The organism is Vibrio sp. C8, from assembly GCF_054051265.1.
Genome location: NZ_JBPAOE010000033.1, coordinates 221,719 through 243,520 on the forward strand (window position 1 = coordinate 221,719; position 21,802 = coordinate 243,520).

At 45.4% G+C, this 21,802-nt stretch carries 22 protein-coding genes; 8 read left to right on the plus strand and 14 right to left on the minus strand.

The genetic code is table 11. The features are described from left to right. Positions 1–13 precede the first annotated feature (13 nt). A complete protein-coding gene (locus ACRQQK_RS15285; RefSeq protein ID WP_457512776.1) occupies positions 14–2,374 on the plus strand; it encodes a Tex family protein in 2,361 nt (786 codons plus the stop codon). A 116-nt stretch (positions 2,375–2,490) separates the two neighbouring features. On the opposite strand, the gene ACRQQK_RS15290 is transcribed toward ACRQQK_RS15285, so the two are convergent. Both ACRQQK_RS15290 and bioH read right to left on the minus strand, forming a co-directional pair. Beyond that, on the minus strand, positions 2,491–2,961 hold the full coding sequence (locus ACRQQK_RS15290) for an ATP-dependent Lon protease (RefSeq protein ID WP_457512778.1): 471 nt from the start codon (positions 2,959–2,961) through the stop codon (positions 2,491–2,493). Positions 2,962–3,109: 148 nt separating this feature from the next. Further along, complete coding sequence (gene bioH / locus ACRQQK_RS15295; protein ID WP_457512843.1) at positions 3,110–3,877, minus strand: pimeloyl-ACP methyl ester esterase BioH; 768 nt, start codon at positions 3,875–3,877, stop codon at positions 3,110–3,112. 85 nt (positions 3,878–3,962) lie between these two features. Between bioH and ACRQQK_RS15300 the strand changes: the two genes are divergently transcribed. The 4 genes from ACRQQK_RS15300 (at position 3,963) to cysQ (ending at position 6,902) form a co-directional block, all read left to right on the plus strand. Continuing rightward, positions 3,963–4,694 carry a ComF family protein gene (locus ACRQQK_RS15300; RefSeq protein ID WP_457512780.1) on the plus strand — a complete coding sequence of 244 codons (732 nt, stop codon included), beginning with the start codon at positions 3,963–3,965 and terminating at the stop codon, positions 4,692–4,694. A 101-nt stretch (positions 4,695–4,795) separates the two neighbouring features. Then, a complete protein-coding gene (gene nfuA / locus ACRQQK_RS15305) occupies positions 4,796–5,380 on the plus strand; it encodes a Fe-S biogenesis protein NfuA (RefSeq protein WP_457512845.1) in 585 nt (194 codons plus the stop codon). A gap of 131 nt (positions 5,381–5,511) precedes the next feature. After that, positions 5,512–6,054 carry an ADP compounds hydrolase NudE gene (nudE, locus tag ACRQQK_RS15310; protein ID WP_457512782.1) on the plus strand — a complete coding sequence of 181 codons (543 nt, stop codon included), beginning with the start codon at positions 5,512–5,514 and terminating at the stop codon, positions 6,052–6,054. 26 nt (positions 6,055–6,080) lie between these two features. Further along, positions 6,081–6,902 carry a 3'(2'),5'-bisphosphate nucleotidase CysQ gene (gene cysQ, locus ACRQQK_RS15315; protein WP_457512784.1) on the plus strand — a complete coding sequence of 274 codons (822 nt, stop codon included), beginning with the start codon at positions 6,081–6,083 and terminating at the stop codon, positions 6,900–6,902. Between the two features lie 78 nt (positions 6,903–6,980). Here the strand turns inward: cysQ and ACRQQK_RS15320 are convergent, their stop codons facing one another. The 12 genes from ACRQQK_RS15320 to gspC all read right to left on the minus strand — a co-directional run bounded on the left by ACRQQK_RS15320 (position 6,981) and on the right by gspC (position 18,281). Further along, on the minus strand, positions 6,981–7,739 hold the full coding sequence (locus ACRQQK_RS15320) for a type II secretion system protein N (RefSeq protein ID WP_457512786.1): 759 nt from the start codon (positions 7,737–7,739) through the stop codon (positions 6,981–6,983). A gap of 1 nt (position 7,740) precedes the next feature. After that, positions 7,741–8,250 (minus strand): type II secretion system protein M, encoded by a 510-nt coding sequence (locus tag ACRQQK_RS15325; RefSeq protein ID WP_457512788.1) that lies wholly within the window; start codon positions 8,248–8,250, stop codon positions 7,741–7,743. A gap of 9 nt (positions 8,251–8,259) precedes the next feature. Beyond that, a complete protein-coding gene (gene gspL / locus ACRQQK_RS15330) occupies positions 8,260–9,471 on the minus strand; it encodes a type II secretion system protein GspL (protein ID WP_457512789.1) in 1,212 nt (403 codons plus the stop codon). Continuing rightward, on the minus strand, positions 9,440–10,531 hold the full coding sequence (gspK, locus tag ACRQQK_RS15335; RefSeq protein WP_457512791.1) for a type II secretion system minor pseudopilin GspK: 1,092 nt from the start codon (positions 10,529–10,531) through the stop codon (positions 9,440–9,442). Before gspK ends, gspL begins: the two co-directional genes overlap by 32 nt. Beyond that, positions 10,521–11,162, minus strand: coding sequence for a type II secretion system minor pseudopilin GspJ (gspJ, locus tag ACRQQK_RS15340; protein WP_457512793.1), 642 nt, complete (start codon positions 11,160–11,162; stop codon positions 10,521–10,523). The genes gspK and gspJ overlap by 11 nt, the downstream gene beginning before the upstream one ends. After that, positions 11,149–11,502 carry a type II secretion system minor pseudopilin GspI gene (gspI, locus tag ACRQQK_RS15345; RefSeq protein WP_457512795.1) on the minus strand — a complete coding sequence of 118 codons (354 nt, stop codon included), beginning with the start codon at positions 11,500–11,502 and terminating at the stop codon, positions 11,149–11,151. Before gspI ends, gspJ begins: the two co-directional genes overlap by 14 nt. Then, a complete protein-coding gene (gene gspH, locus ACRQQK_RS15350; RefSeq protein ID WP_457512797.1) occupies positions 11,489–12,058 on the minus strand; it encodes a type II secretion system minor pseudopilin GspH in 570 nt (189 codons plus the stop codon). The genes gspI and gspH overlap by 14 nt, the downstream gene beginning before the upstream one ends. Before the next feature lie 45 nt (positions 12,059–12,103). Further along, positions 12,104–12,547 carry a type II secretion system major pseudopilin GspG gene (gspG, locus tag ACRQQK_RS15355; protein ID WP_042484831.1) on the minus strand — a complete coding sequence of 148 codons (444 nt, stop codon included), beginning with the start codon at positions 12,545–12,547 and terminating at the stop codon, positions 12,104–12,106. Between the two features lie 80 nt (positions 12,548–12,627). Beyond that, positions 12,628–13,848, minus strand: coding sequence for a type II secretion system inner membrane protein GspF (gspF, locus tag ACRQQK_RS15360; protein ID WP_457512799.1), 1,221 nt, complete (start codon positions 13,846–13,848; stop codon positions 12,628–12,630). Next, positions 13,848–15,338 (minus strand): type II secretion system ATPase GspE, encoded by a 1,491-nt coding sequence (gene gspE / locus ACRQQK_RS15365; protein ID WP_457512801.1) that lies wholly within the window; start codon positions 15,336–15,338, stop codon positions 13,848–13,850. The genes gspF and gspE overlap by 1 nt, the downstream gene beginning before the upstream one ends. After that, a complete protein-coding gene (gene gspD, locus ACRQQK_RS15370; RefSeq protein WP_457512803.1) occupies positions 15,335–17,377 on the minus strand; it encodes a type II secretion system secretin GspD in 2,043 nt (680 codons plus the stop codon). The genes gspE and gspD overlap by 4 nt, the downstream gene beginning before the upstream one ends. Before the next feature lie 34 nt (positions 17,378–17,411). Then, positions 17,412–18,281 carry a type II secretion system protein GspC gene (gspC, locus tag ACRQQK_RS15375; protein ID WP_457512805.1) on the minus strand — a complete coding sequence of 290 codons (870 nt, stop codon included), beginning with the start codon at positions 18,279–18,281 and terminating at the stop codon, positions 17,412–17,414. Between the two features lie 254 nt (positions 18,282–18,535). Between gspC and hslR the strand changes: the two genes are divergently transcribed. From hslR to pckA, 3 genes are all read left to right on the plus strand, one after another. Continuing rightward, positions 18,536–18,922, plus strand: coding sequence for a ribosome-associated heat shock protein Hsp15 (hslR, locus tag ACRQQK_RS15380; RefSeq protein ID WP_102941268.1), 387 nt, complete (start codon positions 18,536–18,538; stop codon positions 18,920–18,922). 18 nt (positions 18,923–18,940) lie between these two features. After that, the gene (gene hslO, locus ACRQQK_RS15385; RefSeq protein ID WP_457512807.1) at positions 18,941–19,831 is read left to right on the plus strand and encodes an Hsp33 family molecular chaperone HslO; all 891 of its coding nucleotides are present in this window, start codon (positions 18,941–18,943) and stop codon (positions 19,829–19,831) included. A 338-nt stretch (positions 19,832–20,169) separates the two neighbouring features. Then, positions 20,170–21,798, plus strand: a complete 1,629-nt coding sequence (gene pckA / locus ACRQQK_RS15390; protein WP_457512809.1) for a phosphoenolpyruvate carboxykinase (ATP) — start codon at positions 20,170–20,172, stop codon at positions 21,796–21,798. Positions 21,799–21,802 lie beyond the last annotated feature (4 nt).

Here is a 21,802-nt window from a genome sequence, read left to right on the forward strand (position 1 = left end):
AAGAGATCTACGGATGAGCCAAGCTATCTGCAAATTGATTGCCAATGAACTAAACGTTCGCTCAGAGCAAGTCATCGCCGCCGTCAACCTAATTGATGATGGCAACACAGTTCCTTTTATCGCTCGTTACCGTAAGGAAGTGACTGGTGGTCTGGATGATACCCAACTGCGTACACTGGATAGCCGACTGTCTTATTTGCGTGAACTTGAAGACCGCCGTCAAACCATTCTGAAATCGATTCAGGAACAGGGCAAACTGACACCTGAATTAGAGAAAGCCATTTCTGAAACTGACAGTAAAACCCGCCTTGAAGACCTATATCTGCCATACAAACCAAAACGTCGAACCAAAGGTCAGATAGCGATCGAAGCAGGGTTAGAACCATTAGCAGACAAGCTTTGGAATGAACCACAAACAGACCCAGAATCTGAAGCTGCGCTCTATATTGCCATAGACAAAGGTATCGAAGACACCAAAGCCGCTCTGGACGGTGCTCGCGCGATCATCATGGAACGCATTGCTGAAGATGCAGACTTGCTCGAGAAAATCCGCCGTCATCTGACTCGTAATGCCGAACTGGTTTCTCGTGTCGTCGCAGGTAAAGAGCAACAAGGTGAAAAATTCAAAGATTACTTTGAACATCAAGAACCGGTGAGCAAAGTACCGTCTCACCGAGCATTGGCAATGCTTCGGGGACGCAACGAAGGTTTCTTAACCCTGACTCTAAATGCCGACCCTGAGCTTGAGGAAACCGCTCGTCAGTCTCACTGTGAAACCATTATTACTGAACATTACGGTATTCATTTGAGCCAAGCACCAGCAGACGCTTGGCGCAAACAAGTCATTAGCTGGGCATGGCGTATCAAGGTTTCTATGCATATGGAAACCGAACTAATGGGCACGATGAAAGAACGTGCTGAAATCGAAGCCATCAACGTCTTCGCAACTAACCTGAAAGACCTACTTATGGCGGCACCTGCTGGTCCTCGTGCTACGTTAGGTTTAGACCCAGGTTTGCGTACCGGTTGTAAAGTGGCAGTGGTTGATTCAACCGGTAAAGTGCTTGCTACCGACACGATTTATCCGCATCAACCACAAAACCAATATGACCGCGCAATGCAGACTGTATCGGCATTAGTCAAAAAGCATAATGTAGATTTGATTGCCATTGGTAACGGTACCGCTTCTCGTGAAACCGATGCCTTTGCCGCTGAGATGATCAAACGAGATGGTCTGAAAGTGCAAAAAATCATGGTTAGCGAAGCGGGAGCTTCGGTTTATTCTGCATCTGAGTTGGCAGCAAAAGAATTTCCGAATATGGATGTGTCTTTGCGTGGTGCAGTATCGATTGCTCGTCGTCTACAAGACCCTCTGGCTGAATTAGTGAAAATTGACCCGAAATCAATCGGTGTGGGTCAATATCAACACGATGTGAGTCAATCTCTGTTGGCAAAACGTCTGGATGCGGTTGTAGAAGACTGTGTAAACGCCGTCGGCGTTGATGTGAATACCGCATCTCCAGCGCTGTTAACTCGTGTTGCCGGCCTTTCAACTGTACTAGCGCAGAACATTGTTGACTACCGTGACGAAAATGGTCGTTTCAATGCTCGTACTGATCTTAAGAAGGTTGCTCGTTTAGGGCCTAAAGCTTTTGAGCAGTGTGCAGGCTTCCTGCGCATTATGAATGGCAAGAACCCACTGGATGCATCAGCTGTTCACCCTGAAGCCTATCCTGTGGTGAAAAACATTGCTGAGAAAAACAAGCAAGACATTAAAACTTTGATTGGTAACAGTGATTTCCTCAGTCATTTACGTGCCGTGGATTACACCGATGAAAACTTTGGTGTGCCAACCGTTAGCGACATCATTAAAGAGCTTGATAAGCCGGGTCGAGACCCTCGTCCTGAGTTTAAAACAGCCACCTTTGCCGCTGGTGTTACCGAAGTTTCTGATCTTGAGCCGGGTATGGTGCTTGAAGGCGTCGTTTCTAACGTTGCGAACTTTGGCGCCTTTGTAGATATTGGTGTTCACCAAGATGGTTTGGTACATATCTCTGCGCTGACCGATCGTTATGTGTCCGATCCTCGAGAAGTGGTGAAAGCTGGGGACATCGTTAAAGTCAAAGTGATGGAAGTAGATGTCCAGCGTAAACGTATCGCGCTTTCTATGCGCCTTAATGATGAGCCGGGGCAAGACAGCCGTACAGCACGTTCTGACAACGCTCAACCAAGGAGCGATCAACCTAGAGGCAATCAACCACGTGGAAACAACCGTTCTTCCCAAGGGAATGGATCTGCTCGTGGTCGCAATGAATCTCAAAGTGGCGGCTTCAACAGTGCCTTTGCGGACGCATTTGCTAAAGCAAAACGCTAATACTCCAAGGCGAACCTATAGCAAAATTCGAAACAACAGAATTTAGCGCTACAAATAAAAACCCCCATCGCATTTGCTATGGGGATTTTACTTTGCCTGCTGAGAAATGACGATATTCATAATATCGCAATCACTTCTGACGGAACATTTGGCGCTACAGCGTGACCATAGTGGTACTTAATTACAGTACGCCTTCGAGCCATTTTTCCAGCAGTTACCGCATCATCAATGACACGTTTCGGTAAACGAAACCGCATTGCATAGCCTTTACCCTGCTCTTCACTATATGTGGCGAGTGCTAACAGCTCAAATAGCCTATCTAGTTCGCTGTGTCGCTCTTCTTGATAAGAGGATTGTGCTTCATGTTCAGTCACCACATCATAATCTGGATGTTCTGACGGATCCCATGACGCCCGCTTTCGCCTTTTATCATCAGCTCTTACATTACGTTCCGAGTTGGTTTTAACCAGCTCAACGGTCGGCATCACAGGCTCTCGAACTTTATTGTCTCGTGCAACCTGTTCAGTCTGAACGTTCACTGATGGGGCGATAAGTGGCACACTAACGTTAGTCGGTGACACAATCATAGCCGAAACCTCCTCAGTATCGCCCAGCCCTATAAAACAGAGTTTTCCTTTGCCTCATCGGGTTAGCTTATTTATCGACCAATCTGTGTAAATATTTAGCACAAAAAGAAAACATATTCATATCAGATAGCTAGCTTCTTTTTAACTATTAACTACGGGCAAATGTGATCAACTGCTGACAGAAAGCATCCAGCTCGGTCATAAATGGTGCGTGGGAAGATTCGGTGAAAATGTACTGCTCACTGTGTGGCACAACTTGCTGCAAATCTTGCGCGACTTTAATCGGTACAAGACCATCTAAACGCCCGTATAAGCGCAGCATAGGAACAGAAATATGAGGCAGTTGTTCACGAAAATCGACATCAGCCAGCATTTTCAGCCCAGCCAACAGAGCTTTAGGATTCGGTGTTGGACGTGACAAAACAGCTTGCTTTAAGGTTTTCACATCTTGTCTTGCGGAAGGGCTACCCATTGCCTGCAAAGCCATAAAGCGCTCAATGGTGAGTTGGAAATCTTCAACCAACTGATCCGTAAATGCCGCAAGCACATTGGGTTGAATGCCACGCCATGGTTTGTCTGCTGCAAACTTTGGTGAAGAGGCAACGGTCACCAGCTTGCTAACGTAATCGCTATGATGTAACGCCATATGGGTGGCGACGAGTCCACCAAGTGACCAACCGATCCAAATCGCACTTTTAGGTGCCTGAACCATCAGAGCCTGAGCGATCTCTTCAAGGTTTTCAGCATGACAATTTGCACTGTGACCATATCCCGGTAGATCGACAACGTGAACACGAAACTGAGTCTCAAGAATATCTACTGTTTGTTGCCAAACTGCGCCATTCATTCCCCAGCCATGCACCAATACGATGTCTGGCCCACTACCACTGACTTGCCAATACAACTCTGAAGTCATAGTCACACTCACTCCTACTTTATTCATTCAATCCATTTTACAGAAGGCACAAGGTATTTATCCCTTCTTTTTTTAGGCAAAAAGCATGTTATCCGATTGGTTCCCAAAAGCTACGCTGTTGAAATTCAAGAGTAATACCGCCCATTGGCTATCCCCGCAATGCCCCATTTGTAAGTTGCCATTAAATAACGAAGATCCTTACGGTGTCTGTTCTGCCTGTGAGGTTTGGTATGCCTCGACACCTCGCTGCCAACGTTGCGGTTTAGCGACGCTGACACCCGTAGACATGTGTGGTCAATGCCTTTCAAAACCACCGCCTTGGCACAAATTGTATTGTATCGGTGATTATCAGTTCCCGTTAAGCAATAGTATCCACCAGCTCAAATATCAGCGTCAGTTCTGGCAAGCGAAACCGCTCGCGAAACGTCTCTCAGAATGTATTGAGACTCCAGCTCCCGTGATAACCAGTGTCCCCCTGCATTGGCAGCGATATCTGCACAGAGGGTTTAATCAAAGTGATCTGATTGCTAAACACTTGGCAGCATATCTGGGTGTTAAACATCAAACGAAGCTATTTTGCCGAGAACTCAACACCAAAGCACAACAAGGACTAAGTAAGGCTCAACGCAAACGCAATTTAGCCAAAGCTTTTCGTCTCAGTACTCCCCCCAACAGTTTTCATGTTGCCATCGTAGACGATGTTGTCACCACAGGGAGTACTGTGCAGCATTTATGTCGACTGCTACTTGAAGTAGGCGTCGAAAGGATTGATATTTACTGCATATGCCGCACTCCAGAACCAGAAGATCATACGTAAAGCCTTCGCTTGAAATCAAAAGGGCTGGATTCTTCCAATCACTGGAGTAGAATGGTGACCAAATAACCTACAAATGCACTCAGGTATTCGTCGTGTCAAATATTAACACTATAACTATCACTGAATCAGCTCAGTCTCACTTTGCAAAACTGCTTTCTCAGCAACCTGAAGGCACAAACATTCGTGTTTTTGTCGTAAACCCAGGAACACAAAACGCTGAATGTGGCGTTTCTTACTGCCCACCAGAAGCGGTTGAAGCGACTGATACTGAGATTCCATTTAGCGACTTCTCTGCCTATGTTGACGAGCTAAGCCTACCTTTCCTTGAAGATGCGCTGATTGATTTTGTTACCGACAAAATGGGATCACAGCTAACGCTTAAAGCACCAAACGCGAAAATGCGTAAAGTGTCTGACGATGCAAGTCTGATTGAGCGTGTTGAATACGCTATCCAAACTCAAGTAAACCCACAACTTGCAGGTCACGGCGGCCACGTTAGCCTAGTTGAAATCACAGATGAAGGCGTTGCAATTGTTGCCTTTGGTGGTGGCTGTAACGGTTGTTCAATGGTTGATGTCACTTTGAAAGAAGGCATTGAGAAAGAGCTACTGGCTCAGTTTGAAGGTGAACTTACTGCAGTTCGCGATGCAACAGAGCATGACCGTGGTGATCACTCATACTACTAATGAGTCACGACAGAAAAGCTGATGCCAACAAGCATCAGCTTTTTTTATTTGTATTACCGATGAAAGTGATATTTTAAGTTGAGAGATTTTCTCATATAGTAAGAAAACTAATGCAGTGGAGGAGTAAGTGAATGTCATCCAAATTACCGGAGATTCTCGCCAAGAACGTAGTGGCTAAGTCAAAGCTATTTTCTATCGAAGCACTCGATCTTCGTTTTTCAAATGGAGAGCAACGCACTTACGAACGAATGAAGCCCAGCGGCCGTAATGCCGTGATGATGGTTCCTGTAACCGAGCAAGGTGACCTGCTATTAGTCCGCGAATACTGTGCCGGAACGGAGCGCTATGAATTAGGCTTTCCAAAAGGTTTGATTGATCCGGGAGAAACTGCCGAAGCTGCAGCAAACCGTGAATTGAAAGAAGAAGTTGGCGTCGGCGCACACAAACTTAGCGCGCTAAAAGAAGTGGTACTGGCTCCCTCTTATTTTTCGAGCAAAATGACGCTCTTTATTGCACAAGATCTATACTCTGAACAATTGGAAGGTGATGAACCCGAGCCTCTGCAAGTGGTTCGCTGGCCTTTAGCCCAAGCTGAAGAGCTGCTTACTCATTTAGATTTCTGTGAAGCTCGCAGTATCACCGCCCTGATGCTTACTCTGCGCTACTTACAATAATTACCGCCAGAGTTATAGGAAAGATTATGCCAACAGCCAAAGATCTCTCTCATCTATTACCAGACGTCATCGAAATTGCTCGCTCTGCTGGTCAACTGATCCTCGATATCTACGAAAAAAAATCTTACCAAGCGTTTACGAAGAAAGACGAAACCCCTGTCACCAGTGCAGACCTCGCTGCACACAAACTGGTGATGGAACGTTTGAAAGAGTTAACACCGGATATTCCAGTTCTCTCTGAAGAAGACGCAGACATCAGTTTGCAAACCCGTGAGACTTGGCAGAGATACTGGTTGGTGGACCCCTTAGATGGTACTCAAGAGTTCATCGCTCGCAGCGGTGATTTCGCTACGATTATTGCTTTGGTAGAACACAACAAACCCGTGATGGGCGTGGTCTATGGCCCGGTTTCAGGCGTGACTTATTACGCTTATGCTGGCAAAGGGGCTTGGAAAATCCCTGATATGTCGGAGAGTCTGCGCATCCGTACTCATACCCATGAACTGCCTAACCAGTCGATTGCGATTGCTATCAGTCGTCGTCAGGACATCAACCGTATTACCAGCAAACTCAGCAGTGCTTGGAACTATGATTTAGTGCCTTTAGGTTCTGCTGCGCTAAAAGCGTGCTTAGTGGCGGAAGGTGCGGTGGACTGCTATTTACGCTTGGGGCCAACCGGTGAGTGGGATACCGCTGCGACACAATGTATTGTCGAAGAAGCTGGCGGACGTATTTTGAATACCAACCTAGAGCCGCTTTCATACAATGAGAGAGAAACCTTGGAGAATCCGAACTTCATCGTGTTAGGCGATGCGGACCTTCCTTGGGATAAAATATTGAAATGCTAATCAAGCGAGTTTGAAGTTAAAAAGGCGAGAACCCAGTTCTCGCTTTTTGCACATTTGCCACAACACATTTTAGGGTAGCTATAAGCGACCTTGACGCTTAAACGCATATCGACCTTGTGCGTCAGGCTTAGGCAACCATTTGAGTTGCTGTGCTAACTGCTGAGGAAATTCTGCTCCCACCTTAAACCAGCTATCAGCCTGATAAGTTCGGTCAGGATTCAACTGAGCGGAAAATTGGCTGCTCACTTGAGCACTCTCTTGGCTGCCCTTGAGCTTTAACGTATTCCCGCTGCACTCTAAATCCGCAATCACTTGTGCCAACTGTAACGAGCCTAATGGCGACTCGACATTTGCGGAACTCCACGCGATTGTGCCCTGAGCAGTTGAACAAAATGGCGCTTGATAAAGGTACTCTTTGATCGACAGTTCCAATTGGCCTTGAGCGACAATAGGGACAGCGATCGGCATTTGTTGAAGAGCCACATCCGCAGGAATTGAAACCAGAGTATTCTCAGCATAAAAACCCGTTAAACCATAACCAATCGTACCTTTGCCACGTAAGCTCAGTTCACTGCCGCGACCAAAGCGGACCTCCGCTTCAGCTTTTGCCCCAAGCAAAGCCGAAGGTTTAAACTGCCAACTCACCTCACCAAAGTTGCGATTCTGCCAGCGGATTTGCTCCGCTCGACCTTGCCAGATAGAACCTTGAACTCCAGTTACCTGCAATTGCGAAGGTAATGGTAGGTTCTTAAACACAAACTGTGCAGGAAGGTGAACCAAAGCACTGGTGACGAATACCGTAACAAACACCATCCCGTAGCCAACAACTTTTTTCAACTTAACCGCCTCGTTTTAACTGTAAGCGTTGCACTTCAACCACTCCGGCTTGTTTGCCGCGTTTGATATCCATAAAGTCCACATCCACACCTTGCTGCTCTTTAAGGTAAGCAACCCAAGCAACCAACTGAGAAAACGGAACAGGTTGTATCCACACCTGCATCATCTCTCCTCGAGGTTGCATGCGAATTAGTTCAATCTTAAATTGACGAGTCGAGGTTGTGATCACTTGGTTCAGCGGCGTAGAGGTTCGCACCACACCACCTTGTTTACGCAAAGCCGTTATTTTATCTGCACTGTCAGTAACCCAAGTCAGCAGTTGCTTCTCAGTTTGGATTCGGTTTTGGGCTTGTACGCTTCGCTCGTTGAGCGGCTGCAGTACTCCCCAAAAAACAATGGCGACCAACACTAAGACTGCACAGATCGATACCATCACTTTTTCACGCTGATTAATGCTTTGCCACCAGTGTTGAAGTGGCGCTATTACTTTATTCGCTATTTGCTCACTCATTGCCAACACCTACTTCTGCTTCAACACAAATGAACCCGCAACCACATCGCCATTTTTGTTCACTTGACCTTGTTCTACAACAAACTGCTCAGCAAGCTTCAATCTCGCCTGCTCAAAGCTTTGGAAGTCCTTGCTTGTGCTTTCTAAGCGTACTTCACCTCGATTGCTATCAAACTTAATACTTTGCAGTTCCATGCCTTGAATACTTCTCAGCGTTGCTGGCAGTGGTGTCAACCATTGCAAAACAGCCCCCTGAGCGCTTCCACCTTGCAGAGCATTCAGCTCATCATTCATAAGGCGCTTCAAATAGCTCACCGTAGGGATTTTCTCTCGTTCAGGAAACACAACACGGAATATGCGTTCACTTTCCGCACGATAGGCCTGAACTTGTTGCTCAAGGCGGTGAGTTTCTAAAAGCTTATAGCCAATAAGCACAGTAAGGAATACAAGCGCAGCGTACGCCGCTTTCCGCCAAATGCGCCAATACTTCATAGAGGAAGATTTCACTCTGAAGCTGCCGGTTAACATATTCACTTTGCTTTGCAGAGCCTGTTCAGTCAGCAGTTGCATGACTAATGGCGAAGGTGTGAAATGCCAATCTTGACCATCAGCTAAGCTGAGTTCTGGTAGAGGGGTATAAGCAGTTAAAGGTAAAAAGTTGTCGCCCTCTTTGATCCAGTCAGATTGACTAAATAACTCCAGCCACTCGCTATCAACGCAAATCCCCTGAGAGTCACCTTTGCGGATCAGCCACTCTTTTCCCAACTGAACTGCCGCTAACCCTTGCTGGACAGGCACAGTAAGTACATCAGGAATCACGCGTTTCACTGTCATGCCCAACGAAGCAAGTTCATCAATGCAAGATTGTAAGAAATCGCGGTCAATACCAGCCACTTCGACAATATTTCCTGTCTTTTTCAGGATACTAAAGTGCATATCGTCAACATCTTGAGCCACTTCATCTTCAATCAGATAAGGCAGCATGGATTCAATTTTGCGATTTGCACCAGCGGGAATTTCCACTCGGCTCAAAACCACATCACTGGCCGACATCAAGACAATGATTGAACGCTGTTCAGCGTATGAACTCAGTTGTTCAAGTTGTTCCCAACCTGAAATTTCTCCGCTCGCAATCACTTCTTGCTGTACTGAAGACCACACCAACCAAGGGATAATGGCTTCTTTTTGACTACTCAGTCGAACGGTCAGAAACTCGCTCACTGATCCCTCCAAAGCGACGGCGAACCACCGTTGCAGTTTCTCGATTATCACTAAAAAACAGGCTGCGAAGTCTCACGCGCGCCTCATCCACTAACACTTGTACATCTAATTCAAAATACTGACTATCGACAGTCAAATAACCTTTAGCCTGATCGATAATGCTATCGCCTGTTGCGGCGATTTGAGCCTCAGCTAAAAATGCATCAACACTCGCCCATCCATCAAAAGGACGATTTTTCAGCACCGCTTCCGCATTCGATTCAGATAAATTCGGGCTGAACATCGCCGTTAATAACTGAGCATGTTCAGGAGCCAATGTATTCACATTTAATCGCCAGTTATCACTGGGTAATGCGCACACATAAGGAACAACTTTCAGCATCACATCGCCACTGACTTGTTGAATAGCACGTAACTCGCTGCTATCGGCAATCAAGCTGTTGGCACTCATGTAAGCTGGTGACATTGACTCATAGTAGCTGTCTTCTGCACCGTAAGTGGTTTGTACTCGGTTATCGCTGTCAATGAACTCCCTTGTGGAATCTGCGATCACTTCCGCCGAATAATTATCCACCTCTAGCGTCTCTAGCAGTGTCTGCCAAACACGCAGCGGATAGGGCTTAGTGTTGGCACCTGAGCTGGACTCAATCGAACCCAACACATTGAGATTGAAGCAGGCTTGTTTATCGTAAATGCGCCCGCGCAACTGACCATAATCCAACGGATAAGTTTGCTCTTCTAACGCCCATACCTGACTCAAGTTAATCGTATCGCTATCCTTGTAACTTTGTTCAATCGCGACAGTCGCCAAACCTTCAGCGCCTACACTATACCAGTAGGCTTGCTGGTAATTCACTTGATGGCTAGCGCGTTGAAACTGCGTAAACAATCTCTCAGACATGGTTGCCGCAATAGAAACCATAATAACCAGCAGTAGCAATACAACAATCAGTGCAACACCGTGTTGAGAGCGACGATATTTAGATGAACCTCGGTGCGCTCGATTTTGCTGTGCATGGGTTTGTGGTGCATGGGCTTGCGGCATACCGTTACGAAGCATCTTCGCCCCCTAGCACAACGCCTCCAGCCACTAAATAGATACGCTCAATCTCATCGTAATCTTTTAATGTCAATTTCACTGCGATGGCATTCGGCAACACCATTTTCTGCTCCCAATTGTCGCTCCATTTACCGCCGTAATAGAAACGCATGCTCCAGCTATCTACTTGGGTCAGTATTGGCGTAACAATACCTTCTTGTCCTACTGGCGAATCCGGATAACGCCACCAAATTTTTTCCAAAACTCCGTCTCTGACTCGGTAAGCAACTTTAGCTACTTCACCACGAGGAAACTGTTGCTGTGGGTTACTCCAACCTAAACGGGTAAATATGATTCCCTTTTGATCCGACCCCAATAGGGCATCTTGCCAAATTAAAAACTGGTCACTTGGTTCATCACCTTGAGTACGAAATTGACGCGCCGCAATTTGGCGAAAATCTGCATCCATAAGCACAACAGCTCGATTGATTTCATTCAGCCGTGTTGTTCGCTGTTGTGAAAGCTCATTGCTGCGTTGAACCTGATTTAAAACCTGGTAAGCACCGACACTCAAACTGGCAAAAATAGCGATAGCCACCAACACTTCAATCAGCGTAAAACCGTTATTTCGCATTCTTCTACTTCGCGACATAACTTCTCACCGTGGTTATAGAGCTTGCGGTCTCTTCTGCCGATACACTGATATCAAAAGCTCGTAAGTAACCGCTGGAAGTATCGATAGGAGTGACTTTCCAATGCCAAGTACGTCCAGCCAGTGACTCTGTGCCTTTTTTTGCTCGCAGTTCGTTTGGAGCCAGCATCACTAACGCCATTTGATTGTCTATCACCATTGAAGCAAACGTTTTTTCTTCCAGATATTGAACCGTATTAATGTGTTGACTCACCGCTCGTATAACACTGACCGCCGCGGTAGCAAAAATGGCTAACGCAACTAACACCTCAAGCAAAGTAAAGCCTTTATGCTTTTTCATCTTGCTCTCCCGGTGCAAATAAACATATTTGCCCATTTTCTTCAACGACAAGACGCCAGCTCTCCATAGGTGACTGCTTTGGATGAATACTCACAACAAATGGCGTCACTTCACCACTCGATAAAATGAAGATTTGCGGCGGTAGTAGCTGCTTTTTCTCAGCAAACATCTCTTGATCAAACAAAGGTTCTGGGTCAAACATTCGCTCATCGTTGACCCAAGCATTACCACCCAACTGGAAATCAATCACTAGTTCAGAAGGGAGGTTTAATTCGGAACCAAACTGACGTTTTTCCAGCGTATTCCAGCCATCCTCAGATAACTCAACAAAGAGAAAAGCACGGTTTAGCTCATCGACTCTCAGACCAAAATCGCGTCCGCTTAAAATAGCTTCTTCATTAATAAGCTGAATTCGCTGAAACAGGCTCTGCGCTGCCAGCTTGGCTTCATCTTTCTGCGAAATAGGAAATGTGGCAATAACGGCAACCGTACTGACCGATATCAGCACTAGCACCAACAGTATTTCCAGTAATGTAAAGCCGCGAGATTGCTTCATGAAAGAAAAGCGGGGGCTACCGCCCCCTGTCCTTAGTTATCGGTGTTATTGAAAATCCTGAATATTCCAGTTACCAATATCGGCGTTTGCGCCTTCTCCGCCTTCCTGACCGTCGGCACCTAGAGAGAAAATATCAATAGCACCGTTGTCACCTGGGCTTAAATATTGGTAGTCGTTACCCCAAGCGTCTTTTGGTAAACGACGAATATAGCCACCATCGCGATAGTTACGAGGTTCAGGGCTAGATGGTTTGGTTACCAACGCCTCTAAACCTTGATCTGTAGTTGGATAAACACTGTTGTCGAGCTTATACATATCCAGAGCATTCTCTAATGCAACAATATCCGTAACAGCTTTTTGCTGATCTGCTTTTTCTTTATTGCCCATTAAGTTGGGGACCACGAGGCTTGCCAAAATACCCAAGATCACAATAACAACCATGATTTCTAAAAGAGTAAAACCAGCCTGCGTTTTATTACGTTTTTTCATTTCTGCTCCGTTTCGCAAATTTGTATTTCTTATATTTGCTAAAAATAACACTCAGCTACTGATCAAAAGCCAAGAAAGTGTTATCTCGTCATTAAATTGTTCATTTCTAGGATAGGCATTAATGTCGCCATAACGATAAACAACACCATCCCTGCCATCACCGCAATCAGCGCTGGTGTAAATATGCCTAATGCAATGTTCACCGTTGATTCGAAATTGGCATCTTGGTTATCGGCAGCCCGAGTCAGCATGCTCTCCAATTCACCACTTTGTTCACCACTGGCAATCATATGCAGCATCATTGGCGGAAAAAGTTTGCTTTCCGTTAGTGCCCTTCTAAGGCTAATACCTTCTCGAACCTTGTCTGCCGCAATAGTGACCTGCTGCTTAGCGTAGTGGTTTGGCATCACATCCACCGCGATTCTCATACCATCTAAAATAGGAATGGCACTGGAAGCGCATATCGACAGGGTGCGAGAAAATCGGGACGCATTTAAACCTCGTACAATCTTGCCAATCACTGGCCAATGCATCTGTTTTTTGTCCCAGGCCATGCGTACATCCGGCTTACGCAGCATCCACTTGCACAGAGAGAAGATCGCAATGCCACCGAACAGTACCGCTAGCCCCCAGTTTTGGACGAACTCGCTCGCTGAGAGCAAAAACTGAGTCGACGCTGGCAATTGTTGATTCATCTGCACAAATTGGCCGACAATTTTCGGTACTACCGACGCTAAAAGGAAGGCAACAATACCTACCGCGAACACAACCAACACAACTGGATAAATCATGGCTTGCAGAAGTTTCGACTGCAATTTTTGGCGGTTTTCAGCGTAGTCCGCCAAACGTTCTAGAACTGAATCTAAATGACCTGATTTTTCTCCGGCTGCAACCATAGAGCGGAACAGATCATCAAACACGTGAGGATAGTCGTTGAAACTGTCTGCCAGTGTATGGCCTTCGGTCACTTTTGAGCGAACAGCCAAAAGCATGTTTCGAATATGCGGTTTTTCTGCTTGCTCCGACACAGCCATCAAACAGTCAGCCAATGGCATTCCAGACTGAACCAGAGTTGAAAGCTGACGGGTAATCAGCGCTAAATCGGCAGTGCTTATCCCTTTTTTAAAGCTGAAAGAAGAGGCGCGTGCACGCTGTGATTTTACTTTGGTTTCAACCACTTCAACCGGTACTAAGTTCTGTTCTTTCAGACGTTGGCGAACCTGACGAGCACTGTCGCCTTCAATGACTCCGGCTTTGTTTCTCCCTTTCTCATCAAGAGCTTTATATTCAAACGCCGCCATTATGACTCCTTGGTCACTCTCATCACTTCTTCCAGTGATGTGATGCCTTGAATCACTTTATCCAAACCATCTTGACGAATACTTGGTGTGTAATCGCGAATGTGTTTTTCTATCGCTTGTTCGCCGACCTCGTCGTGTATTAGTGCCTGCACTTTGTCATCCACCAGCAACAGCTCGTGAATGCCGGTTCTTCCACGATATCCCTTGTAATTACAATGTGGGCAGCCAGTGGCTCGATAGAGTGTCAGTTGAGACTTTTTCTTCACACCACACAGCTTTTTCTGTGACTCATCCGCTTCATAGGCTTGCTTACAGTCAGGGCACAGTGTACGCACTAAACGCTGTGCAAGTACGCCCAGCAACGAAGAAGAGAGTAAGAAAGGCTCAATACCCATATCACGTAAGCGCGTAACAGCACCGATTGCGGTATTGGTATGCAGCGTGGACATCACTAAGTGACCAGTTAACGAGGCTTGAACAGTGATTTGAGCTGTTTCTAAGTCACGAATTTCTCCGACCATCACAACATCGGGATCTTGTCGTAAAATCGCCCGCAAACCACGAGCAAAGGTCATATCGACTCTAGGGTTTACCTGTGTCTGGCCTATGCCGTCAATATCGAATTCAATCGGATCTTCTACGGTAAGGATATTGCGCTCATTTGAGTTAATCTCATGCAAGCCTGCATACAAGGTTGTCGATTTACCAGAGCCAGTAGGACCTGTAACCAGCAAGATGCCATGCGGCCTTTCAATCAGTTTGCGGAAACTATCTTGGATGGTTTGTGTCATGCCCAAACTGTGCAGATCCAGACGAGTAGCGTTCTTATCTAACAAACGCATCACCACACGTTCTCCGTGGGAAGACGGCATAGTCGAAACACGAACATCCACAGCTCTGCCGCCGATACGTAAGGAAATACGGCCATCTTGAGGAACACGTTTTTCGGCAATGTCGAGTTTCGCCATGACCTTCACACGGGAAACCAACAGCGGTGCTAATTTACGGCTCGGACTCAATACTTCACGCAGCACACCATCCACACGGAAACGAATCGATAATGATTTTTCAAACGTTTCGATATGAATATCGGATGCGCCTTCTTTGATTGCCTCACCCAGCATAGCGTTAATCAATTTAATGATAGGTGCATCATCGTCCGACTCAAGCAAGTCTTCACTTTGAGGAAGCTCTTCCGCCAATGAGAAGAAATCGTCACTGTCGGCACCGATATCTTCCATCAACTGACGAGCTTCAGAAGAGTCTCGTTGATATACCTGAGTGAGTTTGCTTTCAAACTCACTGGCATTCAGTTCGACTAACTGAAAATGACCACGAACAACACGCTTCACTTCCGCTAGAGCAGAGATCGAAACTGGCGCGACGTAATAGACTGAAGCCGAAGTTTGACTCCACTCCAAAACCATCTTGAAGCGGTTGGCAAAGCTAAACGGCAATCGTCGAACAATGGACGCCACTACCTCTGTCATTGCTTCGCTTCCATCTGGACGGAACTGATTTGATCAAGAAATGCTTGAATTTCCGCTGGATGGCGGCGTTCTTCACCAAATTTAGGCAATACCGGAATATTATTGTTATCCATCAGTTTTAAGCCTTCTTCGGCTTTAAATAGCTGCTCGGCACGGATGTAATTGTATTTACGCTGAGTAATACCATCCGCCGCCATACCATCGCGGATGATGGTTGGCTTGATAAACACCATCAGGTTTTTCTTTTCAACCTGAGTACTGGTTGATTTAAACAAATAGCCCAGTACTGGAATATCTCCCAGAAATGGCACTTTGGATTCACTTTCCAAGGCTCTTTCATCAATCAGACCACCCAGAACCAGCATCTGACCATCTTGAACCATTACAGACGTATTTAACTGACGCTTTGCGAAACGTACGTCTACTGCGCCATTCGCACCTAAAACGTTAGAGACCTCTTGCTCAATCTTCAGTTGAACCGAATCCCCTTCGTTAATCTGAGGAACGACTTTAAGCTTGATACCCACTTCTTTACGATCAACCGTCTGGAATGGGTTCTCGTTATTTGAGCTCGATGTCGAGCCTGTTAATACCGGCACTTCTTCACCAACGATAAAAGATGCTTCACCGTTATCCATCACAGTAATACTTGGCGATGACAGAATGTTGGAGTTGGAATCGCTTGATACTGCACTCAGTAAAGCCGTCCAGTCGCCCATCATAATGCTGACGGCAGCACCGTTAATTCCCGACAGAGCTGAAGCCAATGTGCTGTAATCGCCAGAAGTTGTTGAATCATAAGGACGACGGTTACCCGCTGAATCGTAATAGTATTCCGTTGTGGTTTGGTCTTTCGCTTCTTCTATACCAACCATTACATTACCGATTGAAGCACCAGTGTTGCCATATTGAATAACAGAACCGCTTTCCAGCGAACCCCACTGAACACCAAGGTTGATACCGTCTCCTTCTGACATTTCTACGATCAAGGCTTCAATAAGTACCTGAGCACGACGAATATCTAATTGGGCAATCACATCCAGCATCGCATTCATAATGTCTTGCGGTGCAGTAATAACGAGTGAGTTTGTTCCTTTATGGGCAGAAATCATCACTTCGTTATTTTTTGAACTTGTCGCTTTCTGTGCGCCTTGCTGATCTTTTGCTTGTAGGTTGTCGGATACACCTTTCAGAACATCAACCAACTCTTCCGCTTGCGCATATTTCAAATACACTACGCGGTTGTTGCCTTTGGTTGCCATCTCAACATCAAGCTGTTTGATTAATTGTCTGAGGCGTTGACGAACTTTAGGATCGCCAGAAATGAGAATCGAATTGGTACGATCATCAGCCACCAGCTTAGGCTGCAAAAATTCAGGTGTGTTTTTCGCGTCGGTGGTTTTATTTAACGCTTCAACAATACGAACCATTTCAGCTGCTGAAGCGTTTTTAAGCTCAACCACTTCAATGTCTTTGTCTCCCGCTTGGTCAACACGGCGCACTATCTCAGCCAGACGATTCACCACCGCCGCACGACCTGTAATCAAAATGATATTGGCAGGATCATAATGCACTACGTTGCCAGCGCCTGCGTTATCAATCAGTTGACGTAAAAGTGGCGAAAGCTCTCGAACGGATACGTTTTTAACCGCAACCACTTGAGTAACAACACTATCGCCAGATGCTCGATCATTATCCCCTAAAACCGGAACTGGTGATGTTTTGGCATCTTTTGCTTTAACGATTTTAAGGACACCGTTATCCATTTCGATCACGGCGAAACCATACACCTCAAGGACATTTAAAAAGAAGCTGTAATACTGTTCTTCATTGAGTGTGTCATAGCTGCGTACATCGATTTTCCCGCGCACCGAAGGATCAACAATGATGGTTTTTTCAAGGTTACGACCAACGATGTTGACGAACTCTTGAATATCAGTGCCTTTAAAGCTCGCACTAAATTCACTGGCTAATACTGCAGGTGAAATCAATAAGCTGCTGGCAATCAGCCACGCACTTTTTTTAAGCCAATGTTTCACAAATACTCCCTAGGCTGAAGCTAATGCATCAGTCTTACAATTGTATATAGATATCATGCTGTTGACCGTCACGAAGAACTGACAGATTAATCTCTGTCATCTCTGACACCGCAGATGCTAATTCATTCATTACTTCTGGTTTGGTTAGGTCAAACCCGTTAAATTCAATCGCTATATCACCATCTTGCAGGCCAACAGACTCAAATAATGCTGTGTCTCTGCCTGGACTCACTCGGTACCCGACGATGGTATCGTCTTCTTTTACTTGAGAAAGACGAACATATTGAAAAATTTCTTGTGGATTCTTGAGAATCGCTTCACGAATCGCATCCAGTTTGTCTTCACTTTGTCTCGCATCATTGGCAACTGGACGTTGAGCTCTAAGTTGCTCAGTGCTGGAAGCCGAATTTCTCGCTGCGTAATCAATACCATCCAGCATTAGAGTTTCATCTCGACCTGAGTTGTCGATTATGACTCGATCAGCAAATACCGCTTTGAGCTTTGCCCTTGTGCCTTCTATGACTTCGTTGATTCCGTAGGTAGACTGAGCACCTCGGTTTGCAATAACAGCCAGATTTTTATCTACATCGCTGCTTGCCACAACACCAACAAGAACTAGGTTTAAACGAGTTTTTGGTGCATCGACAACTTTAGGAGTATCAACCACTGGTGTTGATTCTGAATATTGACCAAACAAGCTGCCGTTTTGCAAAGAAGTAATATCAATGGTGCTAGCTTTGGTTGGCGTAGAACTGCTGTTGGAAGGACTCCAAGCAGAGACAAAAACAGGTTCACTTTGAACCGTCCAAACCATTTTTCCCAACATCCATGCTGAAGCAGAAAGCAATACAAGAGTGAGAATGACACTGACTGGGTTCTGCCATTGAGAGATATTTTTCAACATATTAATTTGCCACGCAGTCGAAAATTAATTTGCTTAACTGCATTCTTCTCGCTTTCCTTGATTAATCATTTGATTTTATTAAATCCCTAGCCACTGTCGTCCGAATAAACAGCAGTCGAACAATATAACATTAAACAACAGAGCATGTTTTTTTCTATTATTAAATTTTCGATTCGGTTGAAAATATGATGCTTAAGCACCACTTTATCCCCCATCGAAGAGTAAAGAGCATTGATTAGAGGTCATTAAACAAAATGAGTTCCACTAACGAAGAAGTTCGGCTCGATAAATGGCTTTGGGCCGCGAGATTTTATAAAACTCGTTCAATTGCACGAAATATGGTCGATGGTGGCAAAGTTCATTATAATGGCCAACGTTCAAAACCAAGCAAGATTGTCGAGCTTGGTGCAGTGATAACCCTGCGCCAAGGTCAAGAAGAAAAAACCGTTACCATTGACAGGATTTCGGATCAAAGGCGCGGTGCACCGGAAGCGCAAACCCTCTATTCAGAAACGCCTGAGAGTATAGAAAAACGTGAGCGTCAAGCGTTAGCACGCAAGCTAAATGCTCACAACCCAAGCCCAGATCGCCGCCCAGATAAAAAACAGCGTCGAGATCTTCTAAAATTTAAACATCAGTAAATAGCCGGATTATTCCTTATGACTACAAGCGCAAAGGCGACCAACGTATTAAATCGCTACCTATTTGAAGACTTATCAGTACGCGGTGAACTCGTACAGCTAGATAAAGCGTACCAACAAATTATCACTAGCAAGGAATACCCAGCGCCTATTCAAGCTCTGTTGGGCGAGCTACTGGTAGCCACTACCCTGTTAACCGCGACACTAAAATTTGAAGGCTCAATTACCATGCAACTGCAAGGTAATGGTCCTGTATCTTTAGCAGTAATCAATGGCGACAACAACCAGCGCATTCGTGGTGTTGCGCGCTGGGAAGGCGACATCGCCGACGACGCAGGTTTACACGATTTGATGGGTAAAGGTCATTTGGTCATTACTATCGAACCGAAAAAAGGCGAACGTTATCAAGGCGTTGTAGGTCTTGAAGGTGACAACATTGCTCAAGTGATTGAAAACTACTTCTTGCGCTCTGAGCAATTAAAAACACGTTTGTGGATTCGTACGGGCGAGCATGAAGGCAAACCTCATGCTGCTGGTATGCTGTTACAAGTCGTTCCAGATGGCACTGGTTCACCAGAAGATTTTGAGCACCTAGAGCAGCTAACAAATACAGTGAAAAACGAAGAGCTTTTCACTCTTGAAGCAAACGAACTTCTGTACCGCTTATACAACCAAGAACAAGTGAAATTGTTTGAACCTCAAGACGTTGAGTTCCTTTGTGGTTGTTCGCGTGATCGTAGCGGCGCGGCTATTGTGACCATCTCCCGAGATGAAATAAACGACATTTTGGCAGAAGAAGGATCGGTTTCTTTACATTGTGATTACTGTGGTACAACGTATTCTTTCGATTCAGCGCAGGTAGCAGAACTCTACTCACAAGCACAAAGTGAACAAAAAACGCTGCATTAATTCACTAGAATTAACAAGCACGTCATTCTCCCGCGAAAGCCAGCCTAAAGCTGGCTTTTTTTGTGATCAAAACCCAATAAAATCAAGGCTTACAGCTACCGTACAGCATACTTAATTTCTGGGAATTATTAACGATTTCCTCTGGTATCTCTTGCCAACTACAAGATAAAATACTCTGGCTAAGATATGTGACGAGTTACCTAAAACCATAGGAAATAAGTGGGTATTTTTTGAACTATCTCCCTGTTTTCCCCCCAGCCCGTTGATAGCATGGTTAGCAGATAACAATTAAAAACATTATTACAAAATCCCTACAAAAATCCTTATAAGGAGCACCTATGACCGTTATGGAACATACAAAGGCTGCACAATTAGACCTAACCCAATACGGAATTACCAACGTAACTGAAGTCATACACAACCCAAGTTACGAAACGTTATTCGCAGAAGAAACACGCTCAGATTTAGAAGGCTACGAGAAAGGCGTAGTCACTGAACTGGGAGCAGTCGCAGTAGACACTGGTATCTTTACTGGTCGCTCGCCTAAAGATAAGTTTATCGTTAAAGATGACACCACGCGTGACACGTTATGGTGGACATCAGAACAAGCGAAAAACGATAACAAACCAATCAGCCAAGAAATTTGGAATGACTTGAAAGCTCAAGTGAACAAACAGCTTTCTGGCAAACGTCTGTTCGTATTTGACGGTTATTGTGGCGCTAACGCTGATACGCGTTTATGTGTGCGCTTTATTACTGAAGTAGCTTGGCAAGCGCACTTCGTGAAAAACATGTTCATCCGCCCAAGTGATGAAGAGTTAGCCAACTTCAAACCTGATTTCGTTGTCATGAATGGCGCTAAGTGCACCAACACTAAATGGCAAGAGCATGGTCTGAACTCTGAAAACTTCACTGTGTTTAACCTGACTGAAAAAATGCAACTTATCGGCGGTACTTGGTACGGCGGTGAGATGAAGAAAGGTATGTTCGCAATGATGAACTACTTCCTACCTCTTCAAGGCATCGCGTCTATGCACTGTTCTGCGAACATGGGTAAAGATGGCGACGTAGCAATTTTCTTTGGTCTGTCTGGCACAGGTAAAACCACGCTTTCTACCGATCCTAAACGAGCATTGATCGGTGATGACGAACATGGCTGGGACGATGATGGTGTCTTCAACTTTGAAGGTGGCTGCTACGCGAAAACCATTAAGCTATCTAAAGAAGCAGAGCCAGATATCTACAACGCAATTCGCCGTGATGCTCTATTAGAAAACGTGACCGTTCGTGCCGATGGCTCTATCGACTTTGATGACGGTTCGAAAACCGAAAACACACGTGTTTCTTACCCTATTTATCATATCGATAACATCGTTAAGCCTATTTCAAAAGGCGGCCACGCAAATAAAGTTATCTTCTTGTCTGCAGATGCGTTCGGTGTACTACCTCCTGTATCTAAATTGACTCCAGAACAAACCAAGTACCATTTCCTTTCAGGCTTCACAGCGAAGCTGGCTGGTACTGAACGTGGTATTACTGAACCAACTCCAACTTTCTCTGCTTGTTTCGGCGCAGCGTTCTTAACGCTACACCCAACACAGTATGCAGAAGTACTGGTAAAACGTATGGAAGCAGTGGGCGCTGAAGCTTACCTAGTGAATACAGGTTGGAACGGTTCAGGTAAACGTATCTCAATTCAAGATACTCGCGGTATCATAGATGCGATTTTGGATGGCTCTATTGAAGAGGCAGAAACAAAACACGTGCCGATTTTCAATCTAGAAATTCCAACCGCATTGCCTGGTGTTGATCCATCAATTCTAGACCCACGTGATACTTACGTTGACCCTCTACAATGGGAAAGCAAAGCAAAAGATCTTGCTACTCGCTTCATCAACAACTTCGATAAGTACACAGACAATGCAGAAGGTAAATCACTAGTCGCAGCGGGTCCGCAACTAGACTGAAACG